This is a genomic window from Buttiauxella gaviniae (assembly GCF_040786275.1).
In the GTDB taxonomy this organism is placed as follows: domain Bacteria; phylum Pseudomonadota; class Gammaproteobacteria; order Enterobacterales; family Enterobacteriaceae; genus Buttiauxella; species Buttiauxella gaviniae_A.
Genome location: NZ_JBFMVT010000002.1, coordinates 3,696,758 through 3,721,267 on the forward strand (window position 1 = coordinate 3,696,758; position 24,510 = coordinate 3,721,267).

Consider the following 24,510-nt stretch of genomic DNA (forward strand, 5'->3'; position numbering starts at 1 on the left):
GGGAATATAGTATCCATGGCTTCAGGGCCAATATTATTTAAAAATTGGTTTGTTATTTTTTCTCTCACAAATGTTGGTTATATGAAAAAATTAAACACATGTTTACTGACCATTCTTTGTCTCGCCCCGCTGGCGTCATTCGCGGCTGACGGTGATATTACCTTTTCCGGTAAAGTTACTGCCTCCGCCTGCTCACTGAAGGGTTTTAACGGTGGGGCTTCGACGAGTGCGCTGATGAGTTTACCCAGCGTCACGCCGGAATCGTTTAACGGTGCCGGTGGTTACGCGGGGATGACGGACTTCACCATTAATTTACAGGATTGTTCTACATCTACAATGAAAAACGCTCGCGTGGCATTCAGCGGCACGCCGGATCCTGTCGATAATGAAATCCTGAAAAACACTAACGCCACCACACCAGCCACGGGGGTAGGTATTGCCATTCTGGAAAACGATGGTACGACGTTGGTTGATATCAATGGTGGTTTGGCTTCTAAATCACAGGCTTTAAGTGAAGGTGATACTGAATTGAAATTCAAAGTTGCCTATAAATCTAATACCCCTACGCCTGCCGTGAGTGCGGGTAACGTTACCGGGAAAACGTTTGTCGATATTACTTATAACTAATCAAATAACGCGTTTTTGATTTTAGTTAATTATTTGTAATAACCGGGCAGGCCTATTTTGAAAAAATATCATTATGTTTACGCAATGACAGTTTTCATTTTAGCGTCTGCCTCTTTTTGTTGCCAGGCCGCAGCGCCTGACAGCGCTTTTGATGCTGATTTCCTGCGTAAGGATTCACAGGATATTCCAGAGCAGTTCTATCACCCGGATCAGGTCGAAGCAGGGACGAAAACAGCGGAAATTGTTCTGAACGGCCATCTGCTTTTTAAGACCAAAATTGAGTTTATTACCCTGAAAGAGGGTGAAACCGCCGTGCCTTGCCTGACGCAGGCTTTGCTGCATCAGATGAGGCTGGATAACGATCTGAAAGCGCTGAGTAAAGTAGGGGACGAGGTTTGCTACGACTTCCTGGCTAAATGGCCGGACGCCTCTATTAAGTACGACGACTCGATGCAGCAACTGGTGATGACTACGCCCCAGGCGGCGACGAGTGTTGCCGGGCAGAGTGAAATGATTGACCCGTCCCTGTGGGATAGCGGCGTTAACGCGCTGCGTTTGAGCTATTCGGGCTACGTCTATCACACGGAAAATCATAGTAATAATTCAAGTACAGACAGCAGCGATACGGCGTATATGAGCCTTAATTCCGGAGTGAATCTGGGTAGCTGGCGTTTTTACAGCTTCGATACTTTTAACAAATCGGAGCTGGGTTGGGAGCAGAACCATGACCGCGCCTATGCGGAACGCGACATTGCTGCTCTGGTGTCACGATTTACCGCCGGGGATGTTTACGCCAGCACTTCAAGCGATGTGCTGGGGATTTTACCCCTGCGCGGGGTGACCCTGGAAACCAACGCCCAGATGCTGCCGTCGGATACGTTTAGCTATTCGCCGGTGATCCGCGGCGTGGCCCGCAGCAACGCCCGGGTCGTTATCCGCCAGCGCGGGAACATTATCTACAGTGAAACTGTTTCACCCGGCAGCTTCGCGATTAGCGATCTTAATAACGGGCAGATAGGGGCGGATTTAGACGTCACTGTGGAAGAGAGTGACGGCAGCAAACAGCAGTTTACCGTGCCTTATACCTCGCTCCCCAACATGCTGCGCCCGGGGAGCTGGCGCTACAGCCTGAGTGCGGGCCGCTATAGAGATGACGGCCTCTCTTATCAGCCGATGGTGGCTCAGGGGAGTTTGCAGTACGGCTGGGACAAAATAACCCTTGGCGACCTGGTCGTCGCCGGTGAAGGTTATCAGTCAATGGCGTTAAATGGTGCGCTTAACCTCGGGTTTTTAGGCAGCGTGTCGCTGGACTGGGCGCTTGAACGGCATCAGTCTGACACGGACGAAAATGACAGTGAGAGCGAAAGTATGAGTAATAGCGGTCGCGCTTTACGCCTGCTCTACGCTCGCCGTTTCGACGATACCGATACCTCGCTGCAGGTGATGGGCTTCCGTTATCAGAGCCGGGACTTTCTCGACTTCCCCGAGTACGCGGACTGGCGCTGGGGCGAGGATAACACCCGCAATCATCGCAAAAATGAGTATCAGGCAACCATTAACCAGGGGCTTGGCGATTACGGTAACGGGTATCTGACCCTGCAACGAGATAACTATTACGACTCGGACACAACAGATACGTCACTGACGCTGGGCTACAGCTTTATGGTGAAGTCCGTGAATGTCAGCATGAACTACAGCTATCAGGCAAATAGCGAGGACGAAGGCAATGGCCCCGACCGCCAGTTGTCGCTGAACTTTTCCGTCCCGCTCGATAGCGGCGACAGAAGCAGCCGCAACCTGTCGTTCAGCACCACCAACAGTAACCATTCTGGCAGTTCGCAGATGGCAACGGTAAGCGGGACGGAGCTTGACAACGCGTTGAATTATTCGCTGTCTGCGCAACATGACAGCAGCGGTTATTCGCCATCCGCCTCGGTGGCCTATCGAAACAGCATGGCTAATCTCAACGCCAGTGCGAGTACAAGCCAGGGGAACCGTCAGTACTCTGCGGGGATTTCCGGTGGCGTAGTGGCCTATCGCCACGGCGTGGTGCTTTCGCAGCAGTTGGGCGATACCATCGCAATTATTGAAACGCCGGGCGCTGCGGGAATCAGCGTGGAAGGGCAGCCGGGAGTCTCGACCAATCGTTTTGGCCGGGCGGTCGTCCCTTCCGTCTCGGCCTATCGTGACAATGCGCTGTCTTTGGACACGCGTCACGCAGCGGATGACGTAGAGCTTGTCGATGGCGGGCAAAATGTCATTCCCACCCACGGTGCCGTCGTCGTGCGCCGTTTTCAAACCAAAGTAGGACGCCGCGCTATAGTTATCTTAACGCTGCCAGACGGCAAGCCAGCACCTTTTGGTGCCAGCGCGTGGCAAGAGAAGGAGCAGGTCGGCATGGTCGCCGATAACGGACTGTTGTACCTCAACGGCATTCTGGCCGACGGAAGTGCAACGCTGCATGTGGACCTGGGTAATAACACTCAGTGCCAGTTTACCTTACCGGACGCCAAAGACCCTTCTGAGCCCTGGTACCAACAAGTTAATGCGGTTTGCCGCTAAGCAGAGAACGTTATGAAATTGACTAAAATGGCCTTTCCCGTCGTGATGAGTTTACTGTTACTGAGCACTGCTGCTTCGGCGGCGGTACGTCCGGCACTGACCCGCGTGATCGCCCTGGAAAGTGATAAAGAAACCTCAATCAAATTACTCAATGACGACACCTCGCAAGACTATCTTGTTCAGTCGTGGGTGGAGGACCAACAGGGTAATGATAAAAATTTGCCGCTGCTCCTCACGCCGCCGCTATTTAAAATTGGCGCAGGGCGAGAAGGGAAGCTGCGCATGGTGATCCTGCCTGGGAAATTGCCTCAGGATCGGGAGTCCGTGTACTGGCTGTGGATTCAGGAAGTCCCGCCTGTCAGTAAAGCTAAAGGCAATCAGCTTCAGGTTGCGGTACGCACGCGTATGAAAATCTTCCTGCGCCCGTCGTCGCTTGCGGAAAAACCTGCTGACACAGTGAGCAAATTGCAGTGGCAGGTCAGCCATGAAGGCGGTAAAGCCTGGTTAATCGCCAAAAATCCGACGCCGTATTACGCTAGCTTCTCAGAGCTTTCTGTCACTGCGGGCGGTCAGGCGCAGCCTCTGGCTGATAAAAACACAATGGTGCCTGCCAAAGGTGAAATGCGTTATGCGCTGCCGGCTGGCGTAAGTGGTAAAAGCGGGGCGCTGAACTACTCGGTTATCAATGATTTTGGCGGCGAGTCTGCGGTGCAACATCAGTCGCTGACATTCTAAGGGACAATTCCTGATGAAAATTTGGTGCGCTCTGCTGCTGTGTTGTTTGCCCGTTCTGAGCTGGGCAGGACCGCTGCGCTGCGAGATCGATACGGGCGGAGCGTTGCCGTTCGCGCCATTTACCCGTGAGAATCCTATTGCGGTGGATGAAAACACGCCTGATTACTCCGTAGTGCTCGCGCTGGATTATGCCCAGTTCTTGCCCAACATGCGGCTGAGCTGCACCTCGGACGGGCAGGAATTTGATCCTCCAGCAAACTTCGATGGCACTATCAGCCTGAGTTTAAGCGCCGTAAATGACAACGCGCTGGACTGGGCGGGCGAGGCGCAAACCACCAATAACGGCATCAAAATGAAGATGTACATCAAAGCGGTGTCGCTTAGCGAGGAGACGCCGCCAAGCAGCTACCCTTCGGCAAAAATGGCCATCGGTAAACGACTAGGGGTTGAATACCCGATCATAAACGGAAAGGACGATTCCACGCTGGTGCAGTTTGGCGCGCAATATAACGCGGGAAAAACGCTGTATAAATACGACAATAAATATAATTTTGCCATCGAGTCTATGCGTGTGGAGTTGATTAAATTTGGCTGGGTAGATTATCGCTCAGAGGCGGTGATCCCGCCGGGCGCGCATTTGACATTCTCAGTTGACGGAATGGCAGGCACCGCCACGGTTGATGTCCCCCTGGGTTCAGGTGTGTTCATGGCAGCCCCTTCGTGCTCGCTGGATAATAAACATCAAACGGTGGATTTAGGCGGAATTAATAAAAGCAGCAGCGGAACATTTCCAAAAGAGGGGCCGCTTACCCGTTTTGGCATGGATTTCACCTGCAGCAGTTATACCAATAACGTTGAATTTACCTTCTCGGATCCCTCCTCTGTGATATCCGGGCGAGATACATTACCTGCCGTAAGCGAACAGAACGGGCAGAAACTTAAAGGGCTTGAGGTTGGGATTTATGACAACGAAGGCAAGACGGTGAGAATGGGTGTAAAGCAGAATATTGGTATTGGCCAGAAGGGTAAAAATACCGCCTTTTTCCAGGCGGCCATCGTGCAGACGGCACCAGAAATAACGGATATGGATGATAAGATATTTACCGGGAATTTCACTGCGAAAGCCAATGTGACGATCACTTATTATTAAGATATGGGGTGATTTTCTTTTCAGCACGAATGTCACTATTTTATTTGGCAATAATATTGAGTGTTAATCCTCAGTTGCTTATAAAAATTTTATGGGCAAGTTTTTGTAAACAAGGATTGTTAAGAAATGAAATCAATAAAAAATGAGTATGGTTATTTTCATTCTATGCCGGCTAAGCCGCACGATGTCATGAACAAAATAATGGGAGTATTCAGCGAATTTTCCCAACCACTACTGAGCCGTTATGGTGATGATGAAATTACATTAATGGATGATGAGGCTGGATTGCGGGTTGTTTTTATTCGTGAGGGGTGTATTGATATCTGGCGAAATCACGATCAGTTGCTGGTCGCAACGGCTGTTGGGCCTGCTATTCTTGGCCTTCAGGGATCGGTGTTTCGCTATCAGACACACACGTTTAAACGGCAGAAAAATGTTGATATTCATTTTTTACCGCTTACCACAGCACTGGAAATCATTAAAGAACATGGGCTTGTGGAGGATGTGATGCTCTACCAGTCCTATATAAATGATCAGCAGGCGTACCGTGATTTTCTTATGATAAACAATAGTGCGTACAGCATTATTTGTATGTTATTAACGGAAATTGCAACTTGCCCCTATCATAAAGACGTTAGCGTGGCGCAGTATATTTCGATGCGTACCCGGCTTGCTCGAAGCGGTATAATGAAGATTCTTTCTGATTTGCGCTTTGGGGGGTTTATTGAAATGGAAAAAGGTAAGCTTATCCGTTTGTGTAATCCATTCCCTTTGAAATATTAAAGGCAAGTCCAGTTCTGGAAAAATAATCGTCCTATTTTGGACGGTGTTTTTCGTTAATGGCATATTTACTGGGTAAAATCTAGAGTGCATACTTTAGCCGATTTTATCAAGATGGTTATTTTATTTCTGTTTGATTTTTCCACACAGTGAATAATTTGCAAATATTATATTCTAGCCTAAAAGGAAATTATTATGGCTTTTCGTAACACATTGGCAGGTCTGGCTTTAGTTGTATCCGGTATGAGTTCTTTCGCAATGGCTGCTGACGGTACCGTTCAATTTAATGGTGAGATTGTTGACACCCCTTGCGTCGTTTCCACCGAAAGTGCTAATCAGACCGTTAATATGGGCAAGGTAAAGGCTTCCACATTTGTTGCTGCTAAAGATGTTTCTGCAGACCAGGGCTTCAACATCAAACTTGAAGAGTGTGATGCTTCAGCGAAAAAAAACGCGAACGTTACCTTCTCCGGGACCCAGGACGGCGCTGATAACACTCTGCTTGCTATCGATAGCGTTGCTGGTGCTGCGACCGGCGTTGGGATTGAAATCGTTAGCAACGCCGGTACGGTTATTCCGATGGGTACTGCTAGCGCAGACACCTTATTGGTAAACGGTGAAAATACCCTCGCTTTTAAAGCGCGTTATAAATCCACAGTTACAACAGTAACGCCTGGGCTTGCGAACTCCCATGCTGACTTCCAGGTTAGCTATAAATAATCATCCCGGTGTGGCTGCTGAAACAGCGGCCACACTGTTTATATGACATACAGGCAAACATGAAATTAAAACCGATAATTTCGGCGCTGGCATTGCTATGCGTCTCACATGGCGTTTTCGCTGCTAATGGCATTGCGCTGGGGGCGACGCGCGTTATTTATAATGAGAGTAATAAAGAGGCATCGCTGACAGTAGATAACCACAGCAGCAAACAATATTTTCTGGTGCAGTCCTGGGTTGATGATAAAGACGGTAATAAAAATGTGCCGTTTAGTATTACTCCCCCTTTATTTCGCCTGAACGCCAATAAAGAAAATATGCTCAGAATTATCAAAACCGGTACGGCGTTACCGAACGATCGTGAGTCGGTATTCTGGGTTAACGTTAAAGCTATTCCACCTGCGCCTGAATCTGGCAGCCAGAACGTGCTTCAGCTTGCGATTAAAACGCGGATTAAAATGTTCTACCGCCCGGCAGACCTGCCCGGCACTGCAATGGATTCCCCTCAAGCGCTTGAGTGGTCCGTGCAAGGGAACGAACTGGTTGCTAAAAACCCAACCGCTTATTCCGTCACACTCGATAGCGTAAAACTGAACGGTACAGAAATCAAAGAAGTTAACCTGGTGATGCCGAAAGGTGAAAGCCATTATAAATTACCGGCCGGAACGCACGGTGGGCAGCTTGTTTTTACAACTATCAATGATTATGGCGGAATTACGGCGGCAATTACCCGGCCCGTTAATTAATATAACAATGAAATAATCTTCCCAAATTATTCGCACTTGAGATGATGCCTTACGCCATGGAAAAAAATAACAATAAGGGAACTGCTACGCATATTATTTTTGGCAGTCGCGTTACGCATCGTCATTTTGCTATAAGTACTATCGCTTTACTGATGTATTCAGCTTTAAGTTTCGCGGAAACTGGCGCGGAGCCAGGCTTTAACCCGGCCTTTATTGAACAAAATGGAAAGGACAGTAGCGTTGCCGATCTCTCTGCTTTTAGCAAAAACGCAGGCACCCAGTTACCCGGCAAATATGTGGTTGATATCAGCATCAATGACAACCTCGTCGATCATCAGGAAATAGATTTTTATGCTGATGAAAGCGGTGCAGATAAAAGTGCTACGGGTCTTTTACCTTGCCTCTCACTTGAACAGTTAAAAAAATATGGCATTAAAACCGACGCTGTTCCAGACCTTGCAAAGCAGGAGGCAGCCGACAGCAACGCCTGCGTGAAGTTTTTGCAGATTATTCCATCCTCAACCGTCAATTTTGATTTTAACCAGCAGCGTCTCGAGTTGAGTTTCCCCCAGGCGGTGCTTTCCAATTCCGTGCGTGGATACGTAGATCCCGCGCTTTGGGATAACGGTATTCCTGCACTGTTACTGGATTACAACTTTACCGGCGCGAATACTCAAAATGAATATAGCGGCAGTAACAGCCGGGACGACAGCTATTATTTGAGCCTGCACAACGGTTTTAATCTCGGGGCGTGGCGTTTACGTAACTACGCCACCTGGAATGACAACAATGGTGAAAAAAAGTGGCAAAACGTTAACACCTACCTGCAGCGCAGCCTTATTTCCCTGAAATCTCAGCTTACGCTGGGGGACGGTTATTCCAGCGGCGATGTTTTTGAAAGCGTGCAATATCGCGGCGCGCAGATGGCCTCTGATGACTCCATGCTACCGGACAGTCTACAGGGTTTTGCGCCAGTAGTACGCGGTATCGCTAAATCAAATGCCCAGGTCACCATTTCGCAAAATGGCTACACCATCTATCAGAGCTATGTCTCACCCGGCGCCTTCGAAATTACCGATCTCTACCCGAGTTCCGGTAGCGGTGATTTAACCGTTGAGGTTAAAGAAGAGGACGGCAGCCTCCAGAAATTTGTTCAGCCTTACTCCTCCGTCCCCATTTTGCAGCGAGAAGGGCGCACGAAATACAGCGTGACGGCGGGGCAGTTCCGTAGCGGCTACGGTGGCGATAACCCTGATTTCGGCCAGGTCACGCTGATCCACGGTTTTAATAGCGGTATGACACTCTACGGCGGTTTGCAGGGCAGCGATAAGTACCACTCTTTTGCCATCGGCGTCGGGAAAAATATCGGTGACTGGGGGGCTATCTCTGTAGATGTCACCCAGGCTAAAACGCAGTTGCCTGATGAGAGCGACTCTGGTCAGTCTTACCGTTTTCTCTATGCCAAGTCCTTTGCAGGTTCCGGAACGGATTTCCGCCTGTTGGGTTACCGCTATTCAACCAGCGGATTTTATACCCTGCAGGAGTCGGTGGATTTAAATAGCGCCGATAGCGACGTTGACGATTTTGACTTTAACAGCCACAAACGCAGCCAGATTGAAGGCTCTATCAATCAGTCTTTGCCGGAAGGATGGGGATCGTTTTACTTCTCCGCCAGCGTGCAGGATTACTGGCAGGATTCAGGTAAACAACAGACGCTGCAATGGGGCTATAACAACAACTGGTTGGGCGCCACTTATAGCATCACCTACAGCAATAACTACACGCCCGACGAACCCTCTGACCAGCAGGTGGCTTTCAATATCTCGATCCCTCTGGACCGCTGGGTTAAAGGCGCATGGGCAACCTACAGTGTGAACCACGGCAGCGACGGTCACGTGAGCCAGCAGGCTGGCGTCAACGGCACGCTGGATGACAACAAACTGAACTATAGCGTAAGCCAGGGCAAGGATAACCAGGGCGGCGGCAACAGCGGGAATGCCAACCTGGATTACACGGGCAGCCATGGCAACAGCAATCTGGGCTACAGCTATAGCAAAGATTCGCGCCGTGTGAATTACGGCATTAATGGCGGAATGGTACTTCACAGCGACGGTTTAACGTTGTCGCAGCCGTTAGGGGAAACCATTGTCCTGGTCGCGGCACCCGGTGCCGGGGGAGTCGGCGTGGTTAACACCACGGGTTTAAATACGGATTCAAGTGGTTATGCCGTGGTGCCTTATACCAGCGCATACCGCCGCAACCGCATCGGCCTGGATACCACTACACTCGGCCCAAATGTGGAGATAGAAGAAAGTGCTAAAGATGTGATTCCTACTCGCGGGGCGGTGGTACGCGCGGGGTTTAATACGCACGTAGGCTATCGGGTGATGATGACCTTAACTCGTCAGGATGGTAGCGCCGTTCCGTTTGGCGCCACGGCAAGCCTGAGCGGGAAAGACAACGCGGCACCCGATGCGGGGATCGTTGGCGAAATGGGCGCAACCTATCTGAGCGGCCTGCCAGAAGAAGGGCAACTGGCCGTCCGCTGGGGCAAAGCGCCGGACCAGCAGTGCCACGTCCATTACCACCTCTCTACGCAGGATATGAACGCTAACCTGCCAGTTATTATCGGTAGCTGTTTAGCTATTAAAGGGTAAATTATGTTTCATCGTATTGTGAATTTGAAAAAAATAGCGCTGATATTACTGCTGATGGGGGCGAGTATTGCTGCTTTCCCGACTATGGCCGCTGTGGCTTCACAGAAAATAGTCATCAATGGGACTGTCAATATTAATAAAGATCCCAGTGAGTCCGGTGTGCTTCCTCCTGTCCGTTATCTTTTTGCCGGCACACCAGAGTACTCGAATGGTGAGAGTGCTAATTTAACTTTACATCCGACCGTGCCACCTATTTTAATCAATAATAATTTTCGCACAGCATTTAGTATAGGTAATGGATTTTATATTTCACTGGGCTTTAGGGATGAGCGAGGCGATGCCTGGCCTGAAGTTGATTCCAACGAATATAAAATACATTCCCCAAGCAAAATCATCGCAACGGTATATACGGATGGTGATGGAACCGATTTTACCGGAGCATTTTCAACCGGTAATGTTGAATATGCAGATATTGTCGATTACACCGGTAAGCTAGGATGCAAAAACTCTCTCTGTGCAAAAATATTTGTCAATTTAAACATCAATGTTGCCAACTCTAGCTGCCAGATTATCACCCAGCATAATCTGGCCTATTTCTGGACAAGTATCAGCCCCAGTGAAATCGCAAATGGTTCGGTGCCTTCAAAACTGGCGGAAATCACCATGAGCTGTAGTAACGGTGGGGGCGCAAGCCCGGTAGCAGTTACGTTTACTTCTACTCACGGGAGTTACGATGCGGAAAATGGAATTATAAAAACCGATCACGCAGATCTCGGTATGCAATTGGTGTGGGGGAAAAACGGCCAGCCCATTCCAATGGATAAAGTGATTGAGTTTCCCGCAATTGCCAGCTCGACTGAAGATTTTAGCGTGAGTGCGAAACCGGTGAAGCTAAGGGAGGCTGGCGCTATTGCCGGCGGAGAATTTTCAACCATGGTTACGATGACCATTGAATATCGTTAGGGAATCAGGATGAAAAGGATTACCGCACTCTGGCTTGGCAGCATTTTCCTTTGCCCGCTCTTTGCCCAAGCGACAAGCGACCAAGTGTTTTTAAGCTACAGTGGCACCGTGGTTACTCCACCCTGTCTTATTTCTACGCCGTCGTTAACGGTGGATTTTGGCGATATTCCTGCGGGTGATTTAGCCACGACGGACTCGACAACGGACTGGAAAAATACCCTCGTAGAGCTGTCACAATGTACGAATGTTGCCTCTGTCACCATGACGGTGAATGCCGCTCCTTCAGACGCCAATCCCAAATATATTCGCTCAACGGGAACGGCGGAACACGTCGCGGTTGAGGCCAGGGAAGGGCTTGTGAGCTTCAACGATCTCTATAACGGCGCAACGATAGGCTTCGATACGTTAGGTAATCCAACCAACAGAGTCGATTTACGTTTTCGTATTCGCAATGATGGAACCGGGGCGGCAACGGGCGGAACGGTAATTTCGACAATGACTTTAACGTATAGTTTTAAATAGTATTTAACGGATTATATGATGAACAGAAAATTTTTATTATCAGGAATGATTTTACTGAATCTGGTGATGGCCCCGACGTTTTCCATGGCGGCAGACACCACGGTGATTAATATAAAAGCCAATATTGTGGCATCGTCGTGTGCGGTTGAAACAGATACCCTGAATATTGATTTGGGAGACATTGATGTCAGGGGGTTGTCCAGCGGAGGGGCAACCTCTCCGTGGTCAGATATACAAAATATTAAAATTACTGACTGCCCGGCTGGGGTTAGCACGGTAAAAGCCACTTTTAGTGGAACACCCGGTAACAATTCAGGCAGTTATAAAAATATGGGCACCGCAAAAAATGTGGCCGTTCTACTTGGAGATGATAAATCGGAATATAATGCTATGTGGAACGGTTCGGCCTTAATATTATCTGTCGCGAGTGGAGGCGTCAGTCTTCCAGTTCGTGCACGGCTTTACTCTGAATCGCTGGCAACGGTGGGAACCGTCGAAGCCACCGTAAATGTTGCGTTTGAATATAAATAAAAGGTTGCTCACTATGGCCTGTCACCTCAACGCGGTAAAAAAAGGAAGCCTGCCGGTAATTATCTTTATTACTTTTGCATGGGTGGGGTTTAGCTATGCGGACGAGAGTCACGTCAATATAAACGCAAATATCGTTGCCGCTACCTGCAAAATTGCGGCAACGTCTGTCAACCAAACGGTCGATCTGGGAAAAGGGCGTATTGCTGATTTAACCGAGAAAAATGCGGCTACCCAGTGGCAGGATTTTTCCGTCGAATTGACCGATTGCCCCGCTTCGGTAACAGAGGTTACGGCCACAATATCGGGTACGCCAGATACTTTGGCGGCGGAATATTATCGCAATACCGGCAGCGCTGGCGGAGTTGCCATTGATGTGATGGATATTTTGGGTAACGAGCATCTCAGCAATGGCAAGACGCTAACTACGCCGGTTGATACCAACCAAAATGCGCTCTTGAAAATGAAAGGCAGGATGATTAGCCCTGAGGGGCATACGACTTCAGGCAGCGTTGCGGCGGCAATAGAACTCAATTTTGATTTTCATTAATCGATAAGCGGGTCAGATTATAGCCAAAATGAACTGTGCTTTTAGTTTTAATAGGTATAGATAAACGGTTTAATAACCCTGGTCGTTCGCATGCAATGGCGGTGAAAATTGAGTCAGGAATGATGATGTTCTTTGACCCTAATAAAGGTGAATTTTGTGTTCCTTTTATAAAACAATCGTTCAGGCGGCGACGGTTTCCTGACGGATTTTATTACTCAATACTACACTCGCGTTGAAAGTATTAGTATGGGGACGTTTAGAAAAGGAACCCTTCTCTAATCTATTGCATCCTGGTGAATATGATAGGTAATAGCATTTCGGAATCTTATTAGAAAAAGCCAGAGTGATAACCACTCTGGCTTTTTTTATTTTTTGAACGATAACTGAATCAATCGGCTATTCAGTGCCTCCAGATGCCGGGAGATCACTTCAATCTCAGCCGCGCTGATGGGCTGCTTGTTATCGCGCTTATTTTGCAGATCATCAAGCTGCGCCAATACAGGCTCACCGCCTTGCTGGAGTGTTTGACGCATCTGATAAACCTCGGTTTTTAGTTCCGAAATTGTCATATAGGGTTTACGTTTCTGCTCTGCGGCCAACAGGCGCTGTTCGAGGTTATTTAGCTGGTTATTGACTTGAGCCCAACTGTTGATCGTTGGCAGCCCGGCAGTTTGTTCCGCGAGATGACTTTTCCAGCGTGCGGATAAGGCATTGCCTGGCCAGATTTTGTCTAAATAGCTCGCAGTTGTTGGTCGTTCCAGCCACGTTATCCCGCCCACAGCACATAACGTGAGAGCGATACCGCTCACGCCTCCAGTGAACCATGCCTTCCAGGGGCGTGAAGAGGGCGCCAATGATTGCGTTGAAAAAGGGGGAAGTGCAGTTGCCTCGACGGGGACCGATGGATATTCAGGTATTACAGCCGGTTTTTCCCTTACTGTGCGGTTCTGCAATGATTGCCTGCTCGACTGAAGATAATCAAGCAGGTTACGCAGCGGCGCCTGGCTTTTCGATTGCAGACTCAGCGCATGTTCGAGCAGCAGCGATACTGCACTTTCGAGTTTCGAGAGCGTCTCAACTTCTGCACTGGTCAATGGAAGCCCATATACGCAGGTCGCCGCGTGGGTAGAGTACCATTCGATAATTTGTTGGCGTAGATCGGTGGCAGCAAGGGGAGGCCAGCACTGGCGCTGTTTCTTGCCAAACCCTTCAGCCAGCAGCAATGTGGCATTCGCCATCCCCGACCAGCCGTGGCGCTGACAGCTAATCAGGCAAAACCAGACGCCACTTTGCAGGTCATAACCGTGCCGTTCAAACATTTCCAGACACTGGTTTTCCTGCGTCAGCCACCACGAACGGTCATGTACATGGCCTTTCCAGGTATTAACGCTATTGCTGAGTAGCAAGAATTCCTGATGATGGCGAGGATCATGACAACTGATTTTCACTTCGCCCGGTTTCACGGAAGGGTTAATCTTTGTCATGTGTTTTCCATGTCACGAGCTTGTCTTTGCTAATGCCAATCTTCAGGTTACCTGTGATGGTACTTTTTTCCTGCAACAAGTTGTCTGCTAACAGTGGCAGAATATGCTGGTTCAGTACCTGATCGATATCGCGGGCACCGCTCTGATTTACCTCACACAGCTTCGCGACCCACGCTACTACGCTCTCGCTGTAGCTTAATTGTGCTTCGTCGTTGCTGACGGAATGGTAGCGTTGGCAGATGCGATCCAATTTGAGCCTGATAATTTGCGCGAGCGTTTTCGCTTGCAAAGGCAGGTAAGGGATTAGCTTCACACGACCCATAAATGCCGGGCGAAAAACATGGTCGAACTCAGGACGAATCAGATCGCAGAGCGCCTCAGGTGAAACTTCTCCTTCCATGCAGGCTGAGGTGATCCTGGCGCTAGCCAGATTAGACGTCATGATAATGAGCGTGTTACGAAAGTTAATTAACTGGCCTTCTGCATCTTCAATGATGCCTTTGTCAAAGATCTGATAAAACAGCTCCATCACATCTGGATGCGCTTTTTCCACTTCATCAAGCAGAACGACACTATATGGGTTACGTTTCACCGCTTCGGTCAACACTCCGCCTTGGCCGTAACCAACATAGCCTGGAGGGGAGCCTTTCAGGCCGGATACACTATGCGCCTCCTGATATTCCGACATGTTAATGGTTATCAGACTCTGTTCGCCGCCGTAGAGCAAATCTGCCAGCACCAGCGCCGTTTCGGTTTTTCCGATGCCGGAGGGGCCTGCCAGCATATACACTCCGACAGGTTTCAGGGGATCGTTGAGTTTGGCGCTGCTGATGCGTATTTGGGTAGCAATGGCAGAAAGCGCGTGGCGCTGGCCAATAACGCGCATTTCCAGGCGATGGAGTAGTTCGCTTAACTGCTGATTCTCCTTTTCAACCATGCGTCCGAGAGGAATACCCGTCCAGTTGGATACCACATCAGCGACACAAGTGGCGTCTACGCATTCAAATACCAACGCGTGAGTTTCATGTAATTGCGAGAGTTCGCTACGCCATTGACCGATCGCGCGTTCATCCGTGCTTTCTTGCAACTGTTGTACCAATGCTTTTTGTTGCTCCCACAATGGCTGGAGATGAGCGAGGGAAGCTCTAAGTTCACTTTCACGCAGCGCTAACATGGCCAGACGCTTTTCATGCTGGCCTTCTTTTTGCAATGCGTCGCGCTCAGTATGCAGATTGCACAGTAGCGCATTAATATCCTCAATCTCTTTCGGATGATGCGACTGGGAAACCGCTACGCGGGCGCAGGCTGTATCAAGCAAACTGACTGATTTGTCGGGTAATTGTCTTCCGGCGATGTAGCGACTCGAAAGCGTTACAGCGGCATGAATCGCGTTTTCGAGGATCTGCACCCCATGGTGGCGTGACATGGCAGGGGCGATGGCGCGCAGCATGGCGGTAGCGCTTTCTATACTGGGTTCGGCGACCTGTACTAACTGGAAGCGACGGGTGAGTGCGGCATCTTTTTCGAAGTACTTTTTATATTCTGCCCACGTCGTTGCCGCAACGATACGTATCTCTCCCCGTGCGAGAGCGGGTTTCAGCAGGTTTGCCGCGTCGTTTTGCCCGGCTTGGCCGCCCGCACCAATCAGCGTGTGTGCTTCGTCGATAAACAAGATAATAGGTTGTGGAGCACAGGCGATCTCTTTGAGCAGCGCCTGAAGACGGTTCTCAAATTCACCTTTTACACTTGCCCCCGCCTGAAGGAGCCCAAGATCCAGCGTTAATACTTCCATTGTTTTCAAAACGTCCGGAACGTTCCCGGCGGTAATACGCAGAGCCAGCCCTTCTACCAGCGCAGTTTTTCCCACACCCGGTTCTCCGGTAAGAATGGGGTTGTTCTGACGGCGACGTAGCAGGATGTCGATCATCTGACGAATTTCTGGTTCGCGTCCCAGCACCGGATCCAACTCGCCATTACGGGCTTGCGAACTCAGGTTACGGGTATATTTACCCAGTGCGGTTTGGTTGAGATCTACCGAGGAGACGGTTGCATTTTTACTGCTCTGAAAGGCGGTACAGAGAATTTCCTCAGCGATATCTTGCTTACAGCTCAAGGCGTTACGCACACTATTCGACAACTGCGGCGTGGCATTTTCATCAAGCAAACATGCCAGTAGTGCCGCAGGGGTAAGCTGTGTCTGCTCCCAACTGGCGCTGGCGTGCAGCCAGGCTTTTTCCAGCCACAAGATAAGTCCGGGTGAAAACACTGGAGGGCGGCTGTTACCCGTACGCAATGTGCTGAGCATTTGTTGCGTGACGCTGAGTAGAGTATCAGAAGGCAGCCCTGCTTTGAGTGTAAGCTTTTCCATTAGCGAGCTGTGGCGAATAATAACGGTCAGCAAAAGATGCTCAACTTCAACTTCATGGTGAGTGCGTGAAATCGCCTGACTGACAGCCGCGTCGAGACAACCCCGGCTTTCAGGGGTTAATTTTTCAACGATGCGTTTCAAGTAGCTGCTCATAAATATCCCTTTAAGTAAATTACCGGCAGTCAGCCGCATTTTCCGGAAGCCCAGAGAGCCGTCCGCGCAGGGCGGTTGAGGGTTCCATCTCGGACAATTTCCCTTCCAGCGCCTGCTTCTGTTCTTTAAGAGTGGTGAGTTGTTCATTAAGCGTTAACCAGCTCATCCATGCATTTTGCAGTACCGTTTGGTCGGAAATCTTAAAGCGCAACAGCACATGTTTAATGTTTAACGCCGTCAACATCTCGGTGTTGTCCTCGAAATCCCGTGCGTTAAGCAGGGCTTCACCACGAATAAACTGCTGGAGGAAATCAGGCCACGCACTGTCGCCTGTATAGCTGTAGGTGGCTGTGAAGTCAGGAAATTTCACCTCCACCTTCACGCTCTGGCACTGCCCCGGGCTCCAGTTAAACTGTGCCTGTTCGGCAAAGTTCATGCTGTCGAGCACGTTGACTCCATTCTGGCATTCCAGCGTCAGGCGGGAGCCCGTGGGGATCAGACGGGCACCTTCCGGCACCGTAGCCGGACGGCTGACGATAGTGACGCGGTAAGGTTTCGTCTCCAGCGCTTTTTGCTGTTGGGTCAGTTGTGTGATGCGATCGTTTAGTATCGCCAGTTGGTCTGCGTTTTGAGTATTTTGGCGCAGTGGCACGTCAAGTACGTCTTCAGGATTAAGCAGATGACGGGTGAGGCTCACAAACTCGTCTGTGAGAGGTAACGACTGACCGCGGAATTTGCCAGGCTGCGGCCCCTGGTCATTAACCACTAACAATCCCCTGGCAGGTCCACGGACAAAATCAGCGAGATATTGCCAGGTTAACGCCTGTAAAGCCTCGTAATCCTGTCCATTGGCATTTTTGCGCATTGGCCATAGTACTTTGCTTTGCCACTGTTCATTGATCCAGCAGCCGGAACGAGCCAGCGCATGTGAAAGCAGCATGCTGACATCGCTTTGATAGAGTGCCCAGACCGCCTCCACACCGGGTTCCTGACTGTGCGGTTCCAACGTTTTTCGTAGGTGATCGGTACTGGCGAAGAGCGTGACCAATGGGTTGATGTTTTTGCCCTGTGCTTGCGGCGCGAAAAGCCCATCGGTGAGATCCGGGCTTAATGCTGCCTGATTCAGAGCCAGAGCGGCGGCCGCGTTTAGCGCCTTTTGCCATTGCTGCCATGCCGTGGTCTGCGCAATGCTGTCAGGAGCCGTTGCTGAGAATGTCCCACCCTGCAACCATTTGTTCATCCCGCCTCGCAGTGTTGCGTCAACATGTTTTACTTTTTGGAAGGTTGGATTTTCTCCAGCCTGCATCGAAAGCTTCTGTAACTTTTTCAGCTCGAGCAGCCATGGCTGGGCACTTTGTGTGGGAATACCGTCAAGTTCGAAAGCGATACGCTGAGCGAGTTTCATCCCTGGGCTCTGGCCCTGGCTAAGTGCGATAAGCTGGTTTGGCGACAGGGAGCGAGGCTGCGGATTTTGCAGCCACGGGATGACGGTGAGCAGAAACTCACGCCATGCATTTTGTCGCAGGACCGGTAGAGTCTGCACAAACGGCTGCAGTTCAGTTTTGTTTCCTGCCTGAGCAATCAGATCGACCCATTCAGTGAGCTTCGCCTGGCCTTGCTGTGTCCAGATACCTGACAACGTGGCTGAGGCCGGGAATTGTGGCCAGAAATCGCTGGCCTGAACCGCAGGCAAGGTGTCATCCGGCGCGATGAGCCACGCTAGCGTCCGATCAGCGTTGATCAATCTGGATAATAGCTGACGAGATGCCTGCAGTTGGCTGGCACCGGCGGGTTGCTGCATTGCCTGGCGTTCCAGCGCCAGCCGTGCAACCGGGGATGCTGAGGGATCGATGGTGTTGAGGTGTAGTTCAACCGGGATGACCGGTCGCAGGCTGAGCGCTTGCAGGGTGGCCCCCTCGCGCATGCTTTGCCGGGTAATAATCGTTTGGGCGAGACTGAGCACCATCTGACGCTGAGTCTGGGCAGGGGCGAGCATAAATTGTTGCTGGTAGGTTGCCAACATCAGCTCGAAATTGTGAGACTGCGTGGGCAGCTTCGCCTGGAGACGTTGTTCAATCAACTGATGTTGATGGTTCAGAACCAGCGAAAATGGCAGGTACAGTAACGGCGAATTACGATGAGTTTCGTTTTTCATCAGTAAATCTGCCAGCTCTGTTGATGACATTCTGGCCGTATTATGTTCCATCAAATCAGCACTTCTCAGAGCGCTATATCCCAGGGCACAGACACAACTCAGCAGCAGCACGCGGCTTGCCACGGCACGGAATCTTTTATTGTGCAGCCAGAGAATGTCACGGGTACGGCTGAATTCCTGAAGGTGGTGCCCCAGTAAATCGTGGACAAAATAGGTTGCGCGGCGGCTTTTGTTTTTATCCTGCAGCTCGCTGGCTGTAAACCACACCCCCCCTAATGCGGTGCGAGTGAAATAGGCATTAGGTTCGCAAAGCGATGCCAGGAAAACCAACAGCGGCCTCTCCAGTTGCGCGAAAGACTCCGGAAATGAGAGCAGCTCGGTACGAACCTCTGGCGAAAGGGATTCGCCCCCCATACTGATTCGGGTGAGATCAAACCCATTTTTCAGCGTCGAAAAAAGCGGGAGCAGTGTCGAAGGGTCTTTGCCATCGATGTCCGGTGGCGTCTGCCAGTAATATCCTAAAGCCTGCTGTTGCTGAGCGGGGGAGAGTTGTTTAGTCCAGAGGCTGAAGGCCGGGAACTTGTCACACTGAGTGATAGTAATGTACAGCGGCAACTGGCGCTGAAGCTTGCGCCCCAGGGGTTCGATTTGAGCACGTATTTTGCGCGCTTTATCATGCAGCACGCTAATATCGTCGTTCATTAAGTCGGTCACCGACAAGCCGATCATTATGCCTGCAGGCGCAGGTTCACGGGCTATCCAGTTGACCAGTTTTCCCCATGCCCGCTGGAAAGTGGGGGTACCGTTGAGGAAATTCGCCGAAAGATCGAGCACACAGACGTTGCGGAAAAACCACCAGCGCAGCGTATGGGTTGGCGCCACGGCATTGTCCTGAACATCGTTAGAGAACATCGGCAGGTTTGATCCAGCCAGTAACGATGTTTTTCCGCATCGGTCTCCGAGCAGCAGATACCACGGGATAGGCGGTCGTTTGCGTTGAATGCGCTTGATCACCGCAGCACCGGTTTTCCAGTGCTCAAACAGCACGTATTCCCGACGTGATAAGCGGAATTTTTGAAGAAAACGGTGAGTTTTTTTCTGTTTAAGAGACTGCGTCAGCCAGAGCAGTGCACTCCACGACACCACGCCCGTAATCAGAACGCTCAGCCAGACCAGTAAAATGGTCACAGTGCTCCATTCACGCCAAAAGCCGATGGTGCAGCAGAAAAGAAATACCAGGCATAACAAAAGCAGCCATCCAGTAAAAACGAATAATTTTTTCAGCATACGTTCTTATGAAAAATAGAGAGTCTGAAGAAGTACCAAACTGGCGTAAATCAACCCCAGCCCCAGTACCGAAAATGCAAAGGTGAATTTTGATGACGAGAGCGAACGCTTTCTGTTGTTGACAGGCGTGATCTCCGCATCGTTGGGCCATGATTGCCACTCTGGTGACAGGCATAGCTGGCGCTGCTGTTCGATGAGCGAAGCGAGTGAAGAACGATCTTCCTCCGCGCTGTATTTCCCGTTAAATCCGCTTTGCAAACAAAATAGAAACACACGCCGCGCCTGCTGATGTTCTTCTCTTAGACGGCTTAACTTTACGAAGAACATCTCTCCGCCGATGGATGTCTGGAAATATTTGCGTTGAAGTAAATCTGTGCGCCAGCTTTGTGCAAAGCTTTGCGCTGAGCAAAGCACGGTTTCATCAAGCCAGACGACCACGGCGAAGAACGCCTGATCCCGTTCAAAATCGGAAATTTCATGATGCTCCGCAACCTGTACCGCCTGTTCGAGTTGGGTGATACAAAGTGCGCGAAAAGCGGTGTAGTCCGCATAACGTTCAGGTTGTTGCGTGAATTGTGCAGCCAACGTGAAAACGGGGAGATAGCAATCGAGTAGTTTCATTGCGATGGCACCATGAACACCAGTTGCACCTGCAAATCATCAGGTGCATCGGCCCAGTAGAACGCGACGTTTTTCTGCTGTTCGATGCGCTTCCAGGCATCGTCATGCCGATCAAGCACAAAATACCAGGCGTCTTTGCGGGCAGGAACGCCGCGCGGGGAGGGATTGGCCCAGGTTGCGGTGATGCCTGGCAATGCATGTTGGATCAGGGCGTTGATAGCATCCTGCGGCGCAATTTTAAACTCGCCAGCCACCACAGAGCTGGCAAGCCATGACGTCATTTTTTCTGAGCGCAGTAACAGCAGTACCTGGTTTGCAGAGGGTTGGTTTCCGGGTAATAGCTCGCCGCGGTAAATTTTCTGACCGTCAGATTTCAGCGTGATATAGGTATTGTCTTCCAGCGCCAGCCCATTGAGCAGGGCGAGCAGCGTTTTTCTCACACTATTAAAACAGCCGATCAACTGATAGTGATCGTAAGGTAACAGCGGCGCGTTACCATCAAGCCATTCACCGGTAAAAGAACACATGTCGTTGAAGGATGATATTTCACCCACCAGTTGCACCAGCAGGCCATAAACCTGCCACGGGTGAATCGTTGGGGCTCGGCAGTAATGTTCAAGTAGCGGTAGTGTGCGGTTGAGTGAACGCATTGCCAGCAGTTGCGTGATATCCCCTGCGCTTTTAGCGCTATTGTTAAGCTGATCCGGTCGCTTATATTCTTCAAGTTTGTGTGCTCGGCTGCTGAGTTCGGCGAGCAGGCCTTCCAACAAATTTTTGAGTGCAGGCGATCCTGCCAGCGTCACGGCGGGTGGGCTAAATCGCGGATCGAAAATCACGCGATCGTTGTCATAGCGCAGTTGAAGCAACGGCAGGCATTCACAATCGATAGCGGTGTCTTTTTCTTCTTCGCTCAGGATACGCACGTTGTAGGCGATGCGCGGCACGGCACTTTCGGGACCATTGTGATAAACGTCCTTCATTACCCCGTCATCTGCATGGTTGACCCAGCGGCTGCTGGTACTTGCATTTGTGCTGACGTTTGGGTGGCTGGGGTCGAAGCGGCGCAGTGCGAGCCACAATGTGAAAGGCTTTTCGCGTTGCTTCCAGGCATCGCGAAACTGGCGCGTTTCTATCAGGCAGTTGCCCGGATATTCCAGATAATAGCCAGAAGGAAGTATCAGACGCAGGTGGTCGATTTTTAAAGAAAAATCCACCAGTGTTTCATGGTTGATCTCGCACTGAATAATACCGACGTTCCAGGGCTGCGCAAGCTGACGCTGTTGTGCCAGCATGTAGCTGTGGTGGAGATCCACCGACTGAAAATGTTGAGGTTGCAGATATAAACCGGAATACCAGTAAATCTGCTGCTGTTCAGGATACATACTATTTTTCTCCCTGCGCGAATGCGTCATCAGGCGAGTGTTGAACTGCCCGAGGTTCCGTTGGTGTCTGAACATCTGGTGAAAATGAATTCTTTTTCAACTGCGTAATACTCTGGCTACCGAGCGTAATCGCGATGTTTAGCGGGGCGAGTTCCGCAGACCATTTTTTTGTCCACCAACCGCTACTGGTTACGGTAACGGGGATGCTTACTATCGCCATATGCTGTTTTTTCGGAAACGGGTAATAGCCCGCGACGATGGCGACGACCCGGGTATTTTCACTGCGATCGATATGCAGGGTCGTTTGCTGACCGGGCATTGCGGCGTAGCGGTCGACCTTTAGAATGTCGTCTTCGGTGCCGGCTCCGCTAAACAACACTTTCAACTGCGCCGGGCTGGAGAGGATCTTATTTAGCACGCTGGATTTTTGTGCCTGAATCAGAAGCACAACGCAGCTATTGGCTATCTCATTCCATGCGTTCATGTCGGGTTCGGCTGTGATACTGGCGGTAATCGCCCCTTGAGCAAACGGCGCAATCACCCGATCTATCGCCTGTTGTTCCGTTTCCGCCGTCGTGGTTTGTTCGCTCGAACACCCCGTTAATAGTGCGCTGGTGGCTAAAAGTAATAGCGCGATACGGTGGGATTTCACTCTGGTTGCCCTTTTAGCACGTTATTGATTTCACGAAGGCTTCCGCTGTCGGTCAGCATCTCTTCCAGCCATTCGGTGAGAGACATATTTGCCCAACGTGCGGCCCGTTCCATCAAAAAGGGTACCGGGCTTGATGGCTCGGTCTGCCGGAAAAAGTGGGCGATCGATAACATCTGGCTGATGGCCAGATCACGTGAAAGAGGCTGGTTTCGGATCGGCACGTGATACGGGGCTGCCGTACTAAACCCGGTGGGCTCTCCCATTACATCAGTTAAATTCAGGTTCATCGTTTCAGCCCCACATGGGATTGCACGCTGGGCCAGACGCTGCAGAAAATCAGCAATATCGGTTAGAGTCTGGCGGCTTTGGGCAAACAGGGCATGTGGCTCTTCCTGGCTTAACGAAAAATAGCAGGCCTCGAGTCTATCGAGCTGTTTTTGCAAGCGCTCAAGGTTGTCCGCTATCTGACTGATTTCGATGGAGGAGAATGCAGCGGCACACGCATCGAAAGCCTCCATGGTCAGATCGCCCTCTTTAGCAATCAGTTCGTCACGGGAGTCAGGCCATGTGCAAATTTTGTGCTCAAAGGCTAAGACCTTGTGCCAGTGAGCCAATGTAGACTCTGATTGTCGAAGCAGTGGGCGGGTATAAAGCGCCTGGCTAATATCGCGATCGAGACGGCTGAGCTTACTGTAGCGAAATGTGGCATCGTCACCATCAAGTTTGGGCCAGCACTGAAACCAGAAATGGGTAATAAATTCACTCAGGAAATGGAACCCTGTTTCCGTGCCTTCAATACCATGCAAATGGGTCAGTGCTTCTACAAACCAACAGCCGATCTGTAGATCTTTGCTTTTCTGAGAGAGTGCGGTAACGCTCAGCGATCGCACTTTATGCCAGTCGGCGCGGCGTGGTTCAGCAATCGTCCATTCATCCTGTGGGAGATAGTCCGGATCGCTCTCGCGCGCTTTACGAATATCATCATAAATTTGCTCATATTCAAGATTGATACCGGCCGGATTTTCCGGGCTAACAGGCATCAACAGAGCGGCTATTTCTGGTTGCATCGATGACATGTATTTTATCCAATGAGAACTTTAGGGCAGCCCATGACGATAGTGCCGCCGTGGGCGCAGCTATCACCCATACGGGCGGCCGGTTTTTTGCCGATTAACACCTTGACACTCCCCATGACAATGCTGTCCGGTGGGCCATTGCAGACGGCTATCGAGCCGACAGTGGCGGCAGGCATTCCGCCAATTAAGACCGTGGGTACACCCGGCGGCAGTATGGGGCCGCCTACGTGGGGTATCGGCGGTAAGCCGGGTGTGACCATTGGACAGACGTGCATATCTGAAACTCGGGCTGCGGGTTGCGCCATTACGCTTTCTCCTGATTAAGCCATTGTGTGAGCAAGCGCTGGGTACCCTCTGCTGGGTTGTCAGCATTACGCGTTGCCAGCATCAGCACGACGCACCGGCGCATCTCAGTGCTCAGATGTGGCTCGGGATACACAGGTTCTAACCCTTCCGGACTCATGCTGCCCTGCGACCAAAAAAGCGATAGGGCGAGCGCGCCCGCAGGAGTATCAAAACCCAGAGTTTCAGCGCGGCGGAAGATCTGCCAGCGCAGTTTTTCATCGGGTTGTTCATACCAGCGTTGCATTTCGTCAAGCAGATGCACGTCGTTGTGTTGCCCCATTGCACGTAGATTCCTGAGCAACCAAAGGCTTAATGAACGGGCGTCAGCGTGTTGCACCCATGAGGTAATAACCTCTTCCCACTGACCCTCGATAATTTGCCGCTGCTCATCATTTGGCCTGTTTATCGCCGCGTCGCGCTGGGGATAGCTGTAATCAGACATACTGT

22 protein-coding genes are annotated in these 24,510 nt (G+C 50.6%); 13 read left to right on the plus strand and 9 right to left on the minus strand.

The window, feature by feature from the left end; translation table 11 throughout:
- The first annotated feature begins 81 nt into the window (after window positions 1-81).
- The 13 genes from AB1E22_RS17605 (at window position 82) to AB1E22_RS17665 (ending at window position 12,776) form a co-directional block, all read left to right on the plus strand.
- Window positions 82-627 (plus strand): fimbrial protein, encoded by a 546-nt coding sequence (locus AB1E22_RS17605; RefSeq protein WP_367596515.1) that lies wholly within the window; start codon window positions 82-84, stop codon window positions 625-627.
- Between the two features lie 84 nt (window positions 628-711).
- Window positions 712-3,189: a fimbria/pilus outer membrane usher protein gene (locus AB1E22_RS17610; protein WP_367596516.1), complete on the plus strand. Its 2,478-nt coding sequence runs from the start codon at window positions 712-714 to the stop codon at window positions 3,187-3,189.
- 12 nt (window positions 3,190-3,201) lie between these two features.
- Window positions 3,202-3,924 carry a fimbrial biogenesis chaperone gene (locus tag AB1E22_RS17615; protein ID WP_367596517.1) on the plus strand — a complete coding sequence of 241 codons (723 nt, stop codon included), beginning with the start codon at window positions 3,202-3,204 and terminating at the stop codon, window positions 3,922-3,924.
- Between the two features lie 13 nt (window positions 3,925-3,937).
- Window positions 3,938-5,074, plus strand: a complete 1,137-nt coding sequence (locus tag AB1E22_RS17620) for a fimbrial protein (protein ID WP_367596518.1) — start codon at window positions 3,938-3,940, stop codon at window positions 5,072-5,074.
- A gap of 126 nt (window positions 5,075-5,200) precedes the next feature.
- The gene (locus tag AB1E22_RS17625; RefSeq protein ID WP_367596519.1) at window positions 5,201-5,857 is read left to right on the plus strand and encodes a helix-turn-helix domain-containing protein; all 657 of its coding nucleotides are present in this window, start codon (window positions 5,201-5,203) and stop codon (window positions 5,855-5,857) included.
- Between the two features lie 192 nt (window positions 5,858-6,049).
- Window positions 6,050-6,574: a fimbrial protein gene (locus AB1E22_RS17630; protein ID WP_367596520.1), complete on the plus strand. Its 525-nt coding sequence runs from the start codon at window positions 6,050-6,052 to the stop codon at window positions 6,572-6,574.
- A 59-nt stretch (window positions 6,575-6,633) separates the two neighbouring features.
- Window positions 6,634-7,320 (plus strand): fimbrial biogenesis chaperone, encoded by a 687-nt coding sequence (locus AB1E22_RS17635; protein ID WP_367596521.1) that lies wholly within the window; start codon window positions 6,634-6,636, stop codon window positions 7,318-7,320.
- A gap of 152 nt (window positions 7,321-7,472) precedes the next feature.
- The gene (locus AB1E22_RS17640) at window positions 7,473-9,977 is read left to right on the plus strand and encodes a fimbria/pilus outer membrane usher protein (RefSeq protein ID WP_437178421.1); all 2,505 of its coding nucleotides are present in this window, start codon (window positions 7,473-7,475) and stop codon (window positions 9,975-9,977) included.
- Between the two features lie 3 nt (window positions 9,978-9,980).
- On the plus strand, window positions 9,981-10,940 hold the full coding sequence (locus tag AB1E22_RS17645; protein WP_367596523.1) for a fimbrial protein: 960 nt from the start codon (window positions 9,981-9,983) through the stop codon (window positions 10,938-10,940).
- A 9-nt stretch (window positions 10,941-10,949) separates the two neighbouring features.
- Window positions 10,950-11,462, plus strand: a complete 513-nt coding sequence (locus tag AB1E22_RS17650; RefSeq protein WP_367596524.1) for a fimbrial protein — start codon at window positions 10,950-10,952, stop codon at window positions 11,460-11,462.
- A gap of 18 nt (window positions 11,463-11,480) precedes the next feature.
- On the plus strand, window positions 11,481-11,993 hold the full coding sequence (locus AB1E22_RS17655; protein ID WP_367596525.1) for a fimbrial protein: 513 nt from the start codon (window positions 11,481-11,483) through the stop codon (window positions 11,991-11,993).
- Window positions 11,994-12,006: 13 nt separating this feature from the next.
- Window positions 12,007-12,540, plus strand: coding sequence for a fimbrial protein (locus tag AB1E22_RS17660; RefSeq protein WP_367596526.1), 534 nt, complete (start codon window positions 12,007-12,009; stop codon window positions 12,538-12,540).
- Window positions 12,541-12,575: 35 nt separating this feature from the next.
- Window positions 12,576-12,776, plus strand: a complete 201-nt coding sequence (locus AB1E22_RS17665; protein WP_367596527.1) for a YopT-type cysteine protease domain-containing protein — start codon at window positions 12,576-12,578, stop codon at window positions 12,774-12,776.
- 129 nt (window positions 12,777-12,905) lie between these two features.
- On the opposite strand, the gene AB1E22_RS17670 is transcribed toward AB1E22_RS17665, so the two are convergent.
- The 9 genes from AB1E22_RS17670 to AB1E22_RS17710 all read right to left on the minus strand — a co-directional run bounded on the left by AB1E22_RS17670 (window position 12,906) and on the right by AB1E22_RS17710 (window position 24,505).
- Window positions 12,906-14,024 carry a VasL domain-containing protein gene (locus tag AB1E22_RS17670; RefSeq protein ID WP_367596528.1) on the minus strand — a complete coding sequence of 373 codons (1,119 nt, stop codon included), beginning with the start codon at window positions 14,022-14,024 and terminating at the stop codon, window positions 12,906-12,908.
- Window positions 14,011-16,545: a type VI secretion system ATPase TssH gene (tssH, locus tag AB1E22_RS17675; protein WP_367596529.1), complete on the minus strand. Its 2,535-nt coding sequence runs from the start codon at window positions 16,543-16,545 to the stop codon at window positions 14,011-14,013. The genes AB1E22_RS17670 and tssH overlap by 14 nt, the downstream gene beginning before the upstream one ends.
- A 19-nt stretch (window positions 16,546-16,564) precedes the next feature.
- A complete protein-coding gene (locus AB1E22_RS17680) occupies window positions 16,565-19,888 on the minus strand; it encodes a type VI secretion protein IcmF/TssM N-terminal domain-containing protein (RefSeq protein WP_367596530.1) in 3,324 nt (1,107 codons plus the stop codon).
- Between the two features lie 105 nt (window positions 19,889-19,993).
- Window positions 19,994-20,608, minus strand: a complete 615-nt coding sequence (locus AB1E22_RS17685; RefSeq protein ID WP_367596532.1) for a DotU family type IV/VI secretion system protein — start codon at window positions 20,606-20,608, stop codon at window positions 19,994-19,996.
- The gene (tssK, locus tag AB1E22_RS17690) at window positions 20,605-21,990 is read right to left on the minus strand and encodes a type VI secretion system baseplate subunit TssK (RefSeq protein ID WP_367596533.1); all 1,386 of its coding nucleotides are present in this window, start codon (window positions 21,988-21,990) and stop codon (window positions 20,605-20,607) included. The genes AB1E22_RS17685 and tssK overlap by 4 nt, the downstream gene beginning before the upstream one ends.
- A gap of 1 nt (window position 21,991) precedes the next feature.
- Window positions 21,992-22,642: a type VI secretion system lipoprotein TssJ gene (tssJ, locus tag AB1E22_RS17695; protein WP_367596534.1), complete on the minus strand. Its 651-nt coding sequence runs from the start codon at window positions 22,640-22,642 to the stop codon at window positions 21,992-21,994.
- Window positions 22,639-23,718 carry a type VI secretion system protein TssA gene (tssA, locus tag AB1E22_RS17700; protein ID WP_367596535.1) on the minus strand — a complete coding sequence of 360 codons (1,080 nt, stop codon included), beginning with the start codon at window positions 23,716-23,718 and terminating at the stop codon, window positions 22,639-22,641. Before tssA ends, tssJ begins: the two co-directional genes overlap by 4 nt.
- Before the next feature lie 5 nt (window positions 23,719-23,723).
- The gene (locus AB1E22_RS17705) at window positions 23,724-24,023 is read right to left on the minus strand and encodes a PAAR domain-containing protein (protein WP_367596536.1); all 300 of its coding nucleotides are present in this window, start codon (window positions 24,021-24,023) and stop codon (window positions 23,724-23,726) included.
- The gene (locus AB1E22_RS17710) at window positions 24,023-24,505 is read right to left on the minus strand and encodes a DUF6931 family protein (RefSeq protein ID WP_367596537.1); all 483 of its coding nucleotides are present in this window, start codon (window positions 24,503-24,505) and stop codon (window positions 24,023-24,025) included. Before AB1E22_RS17710 ends, AB1E22_RS17705 begins: the two co-directional genes overlap by 1 nt.
- Window positions 24,506-24,510: the final 5 nt, after the last annotated feature.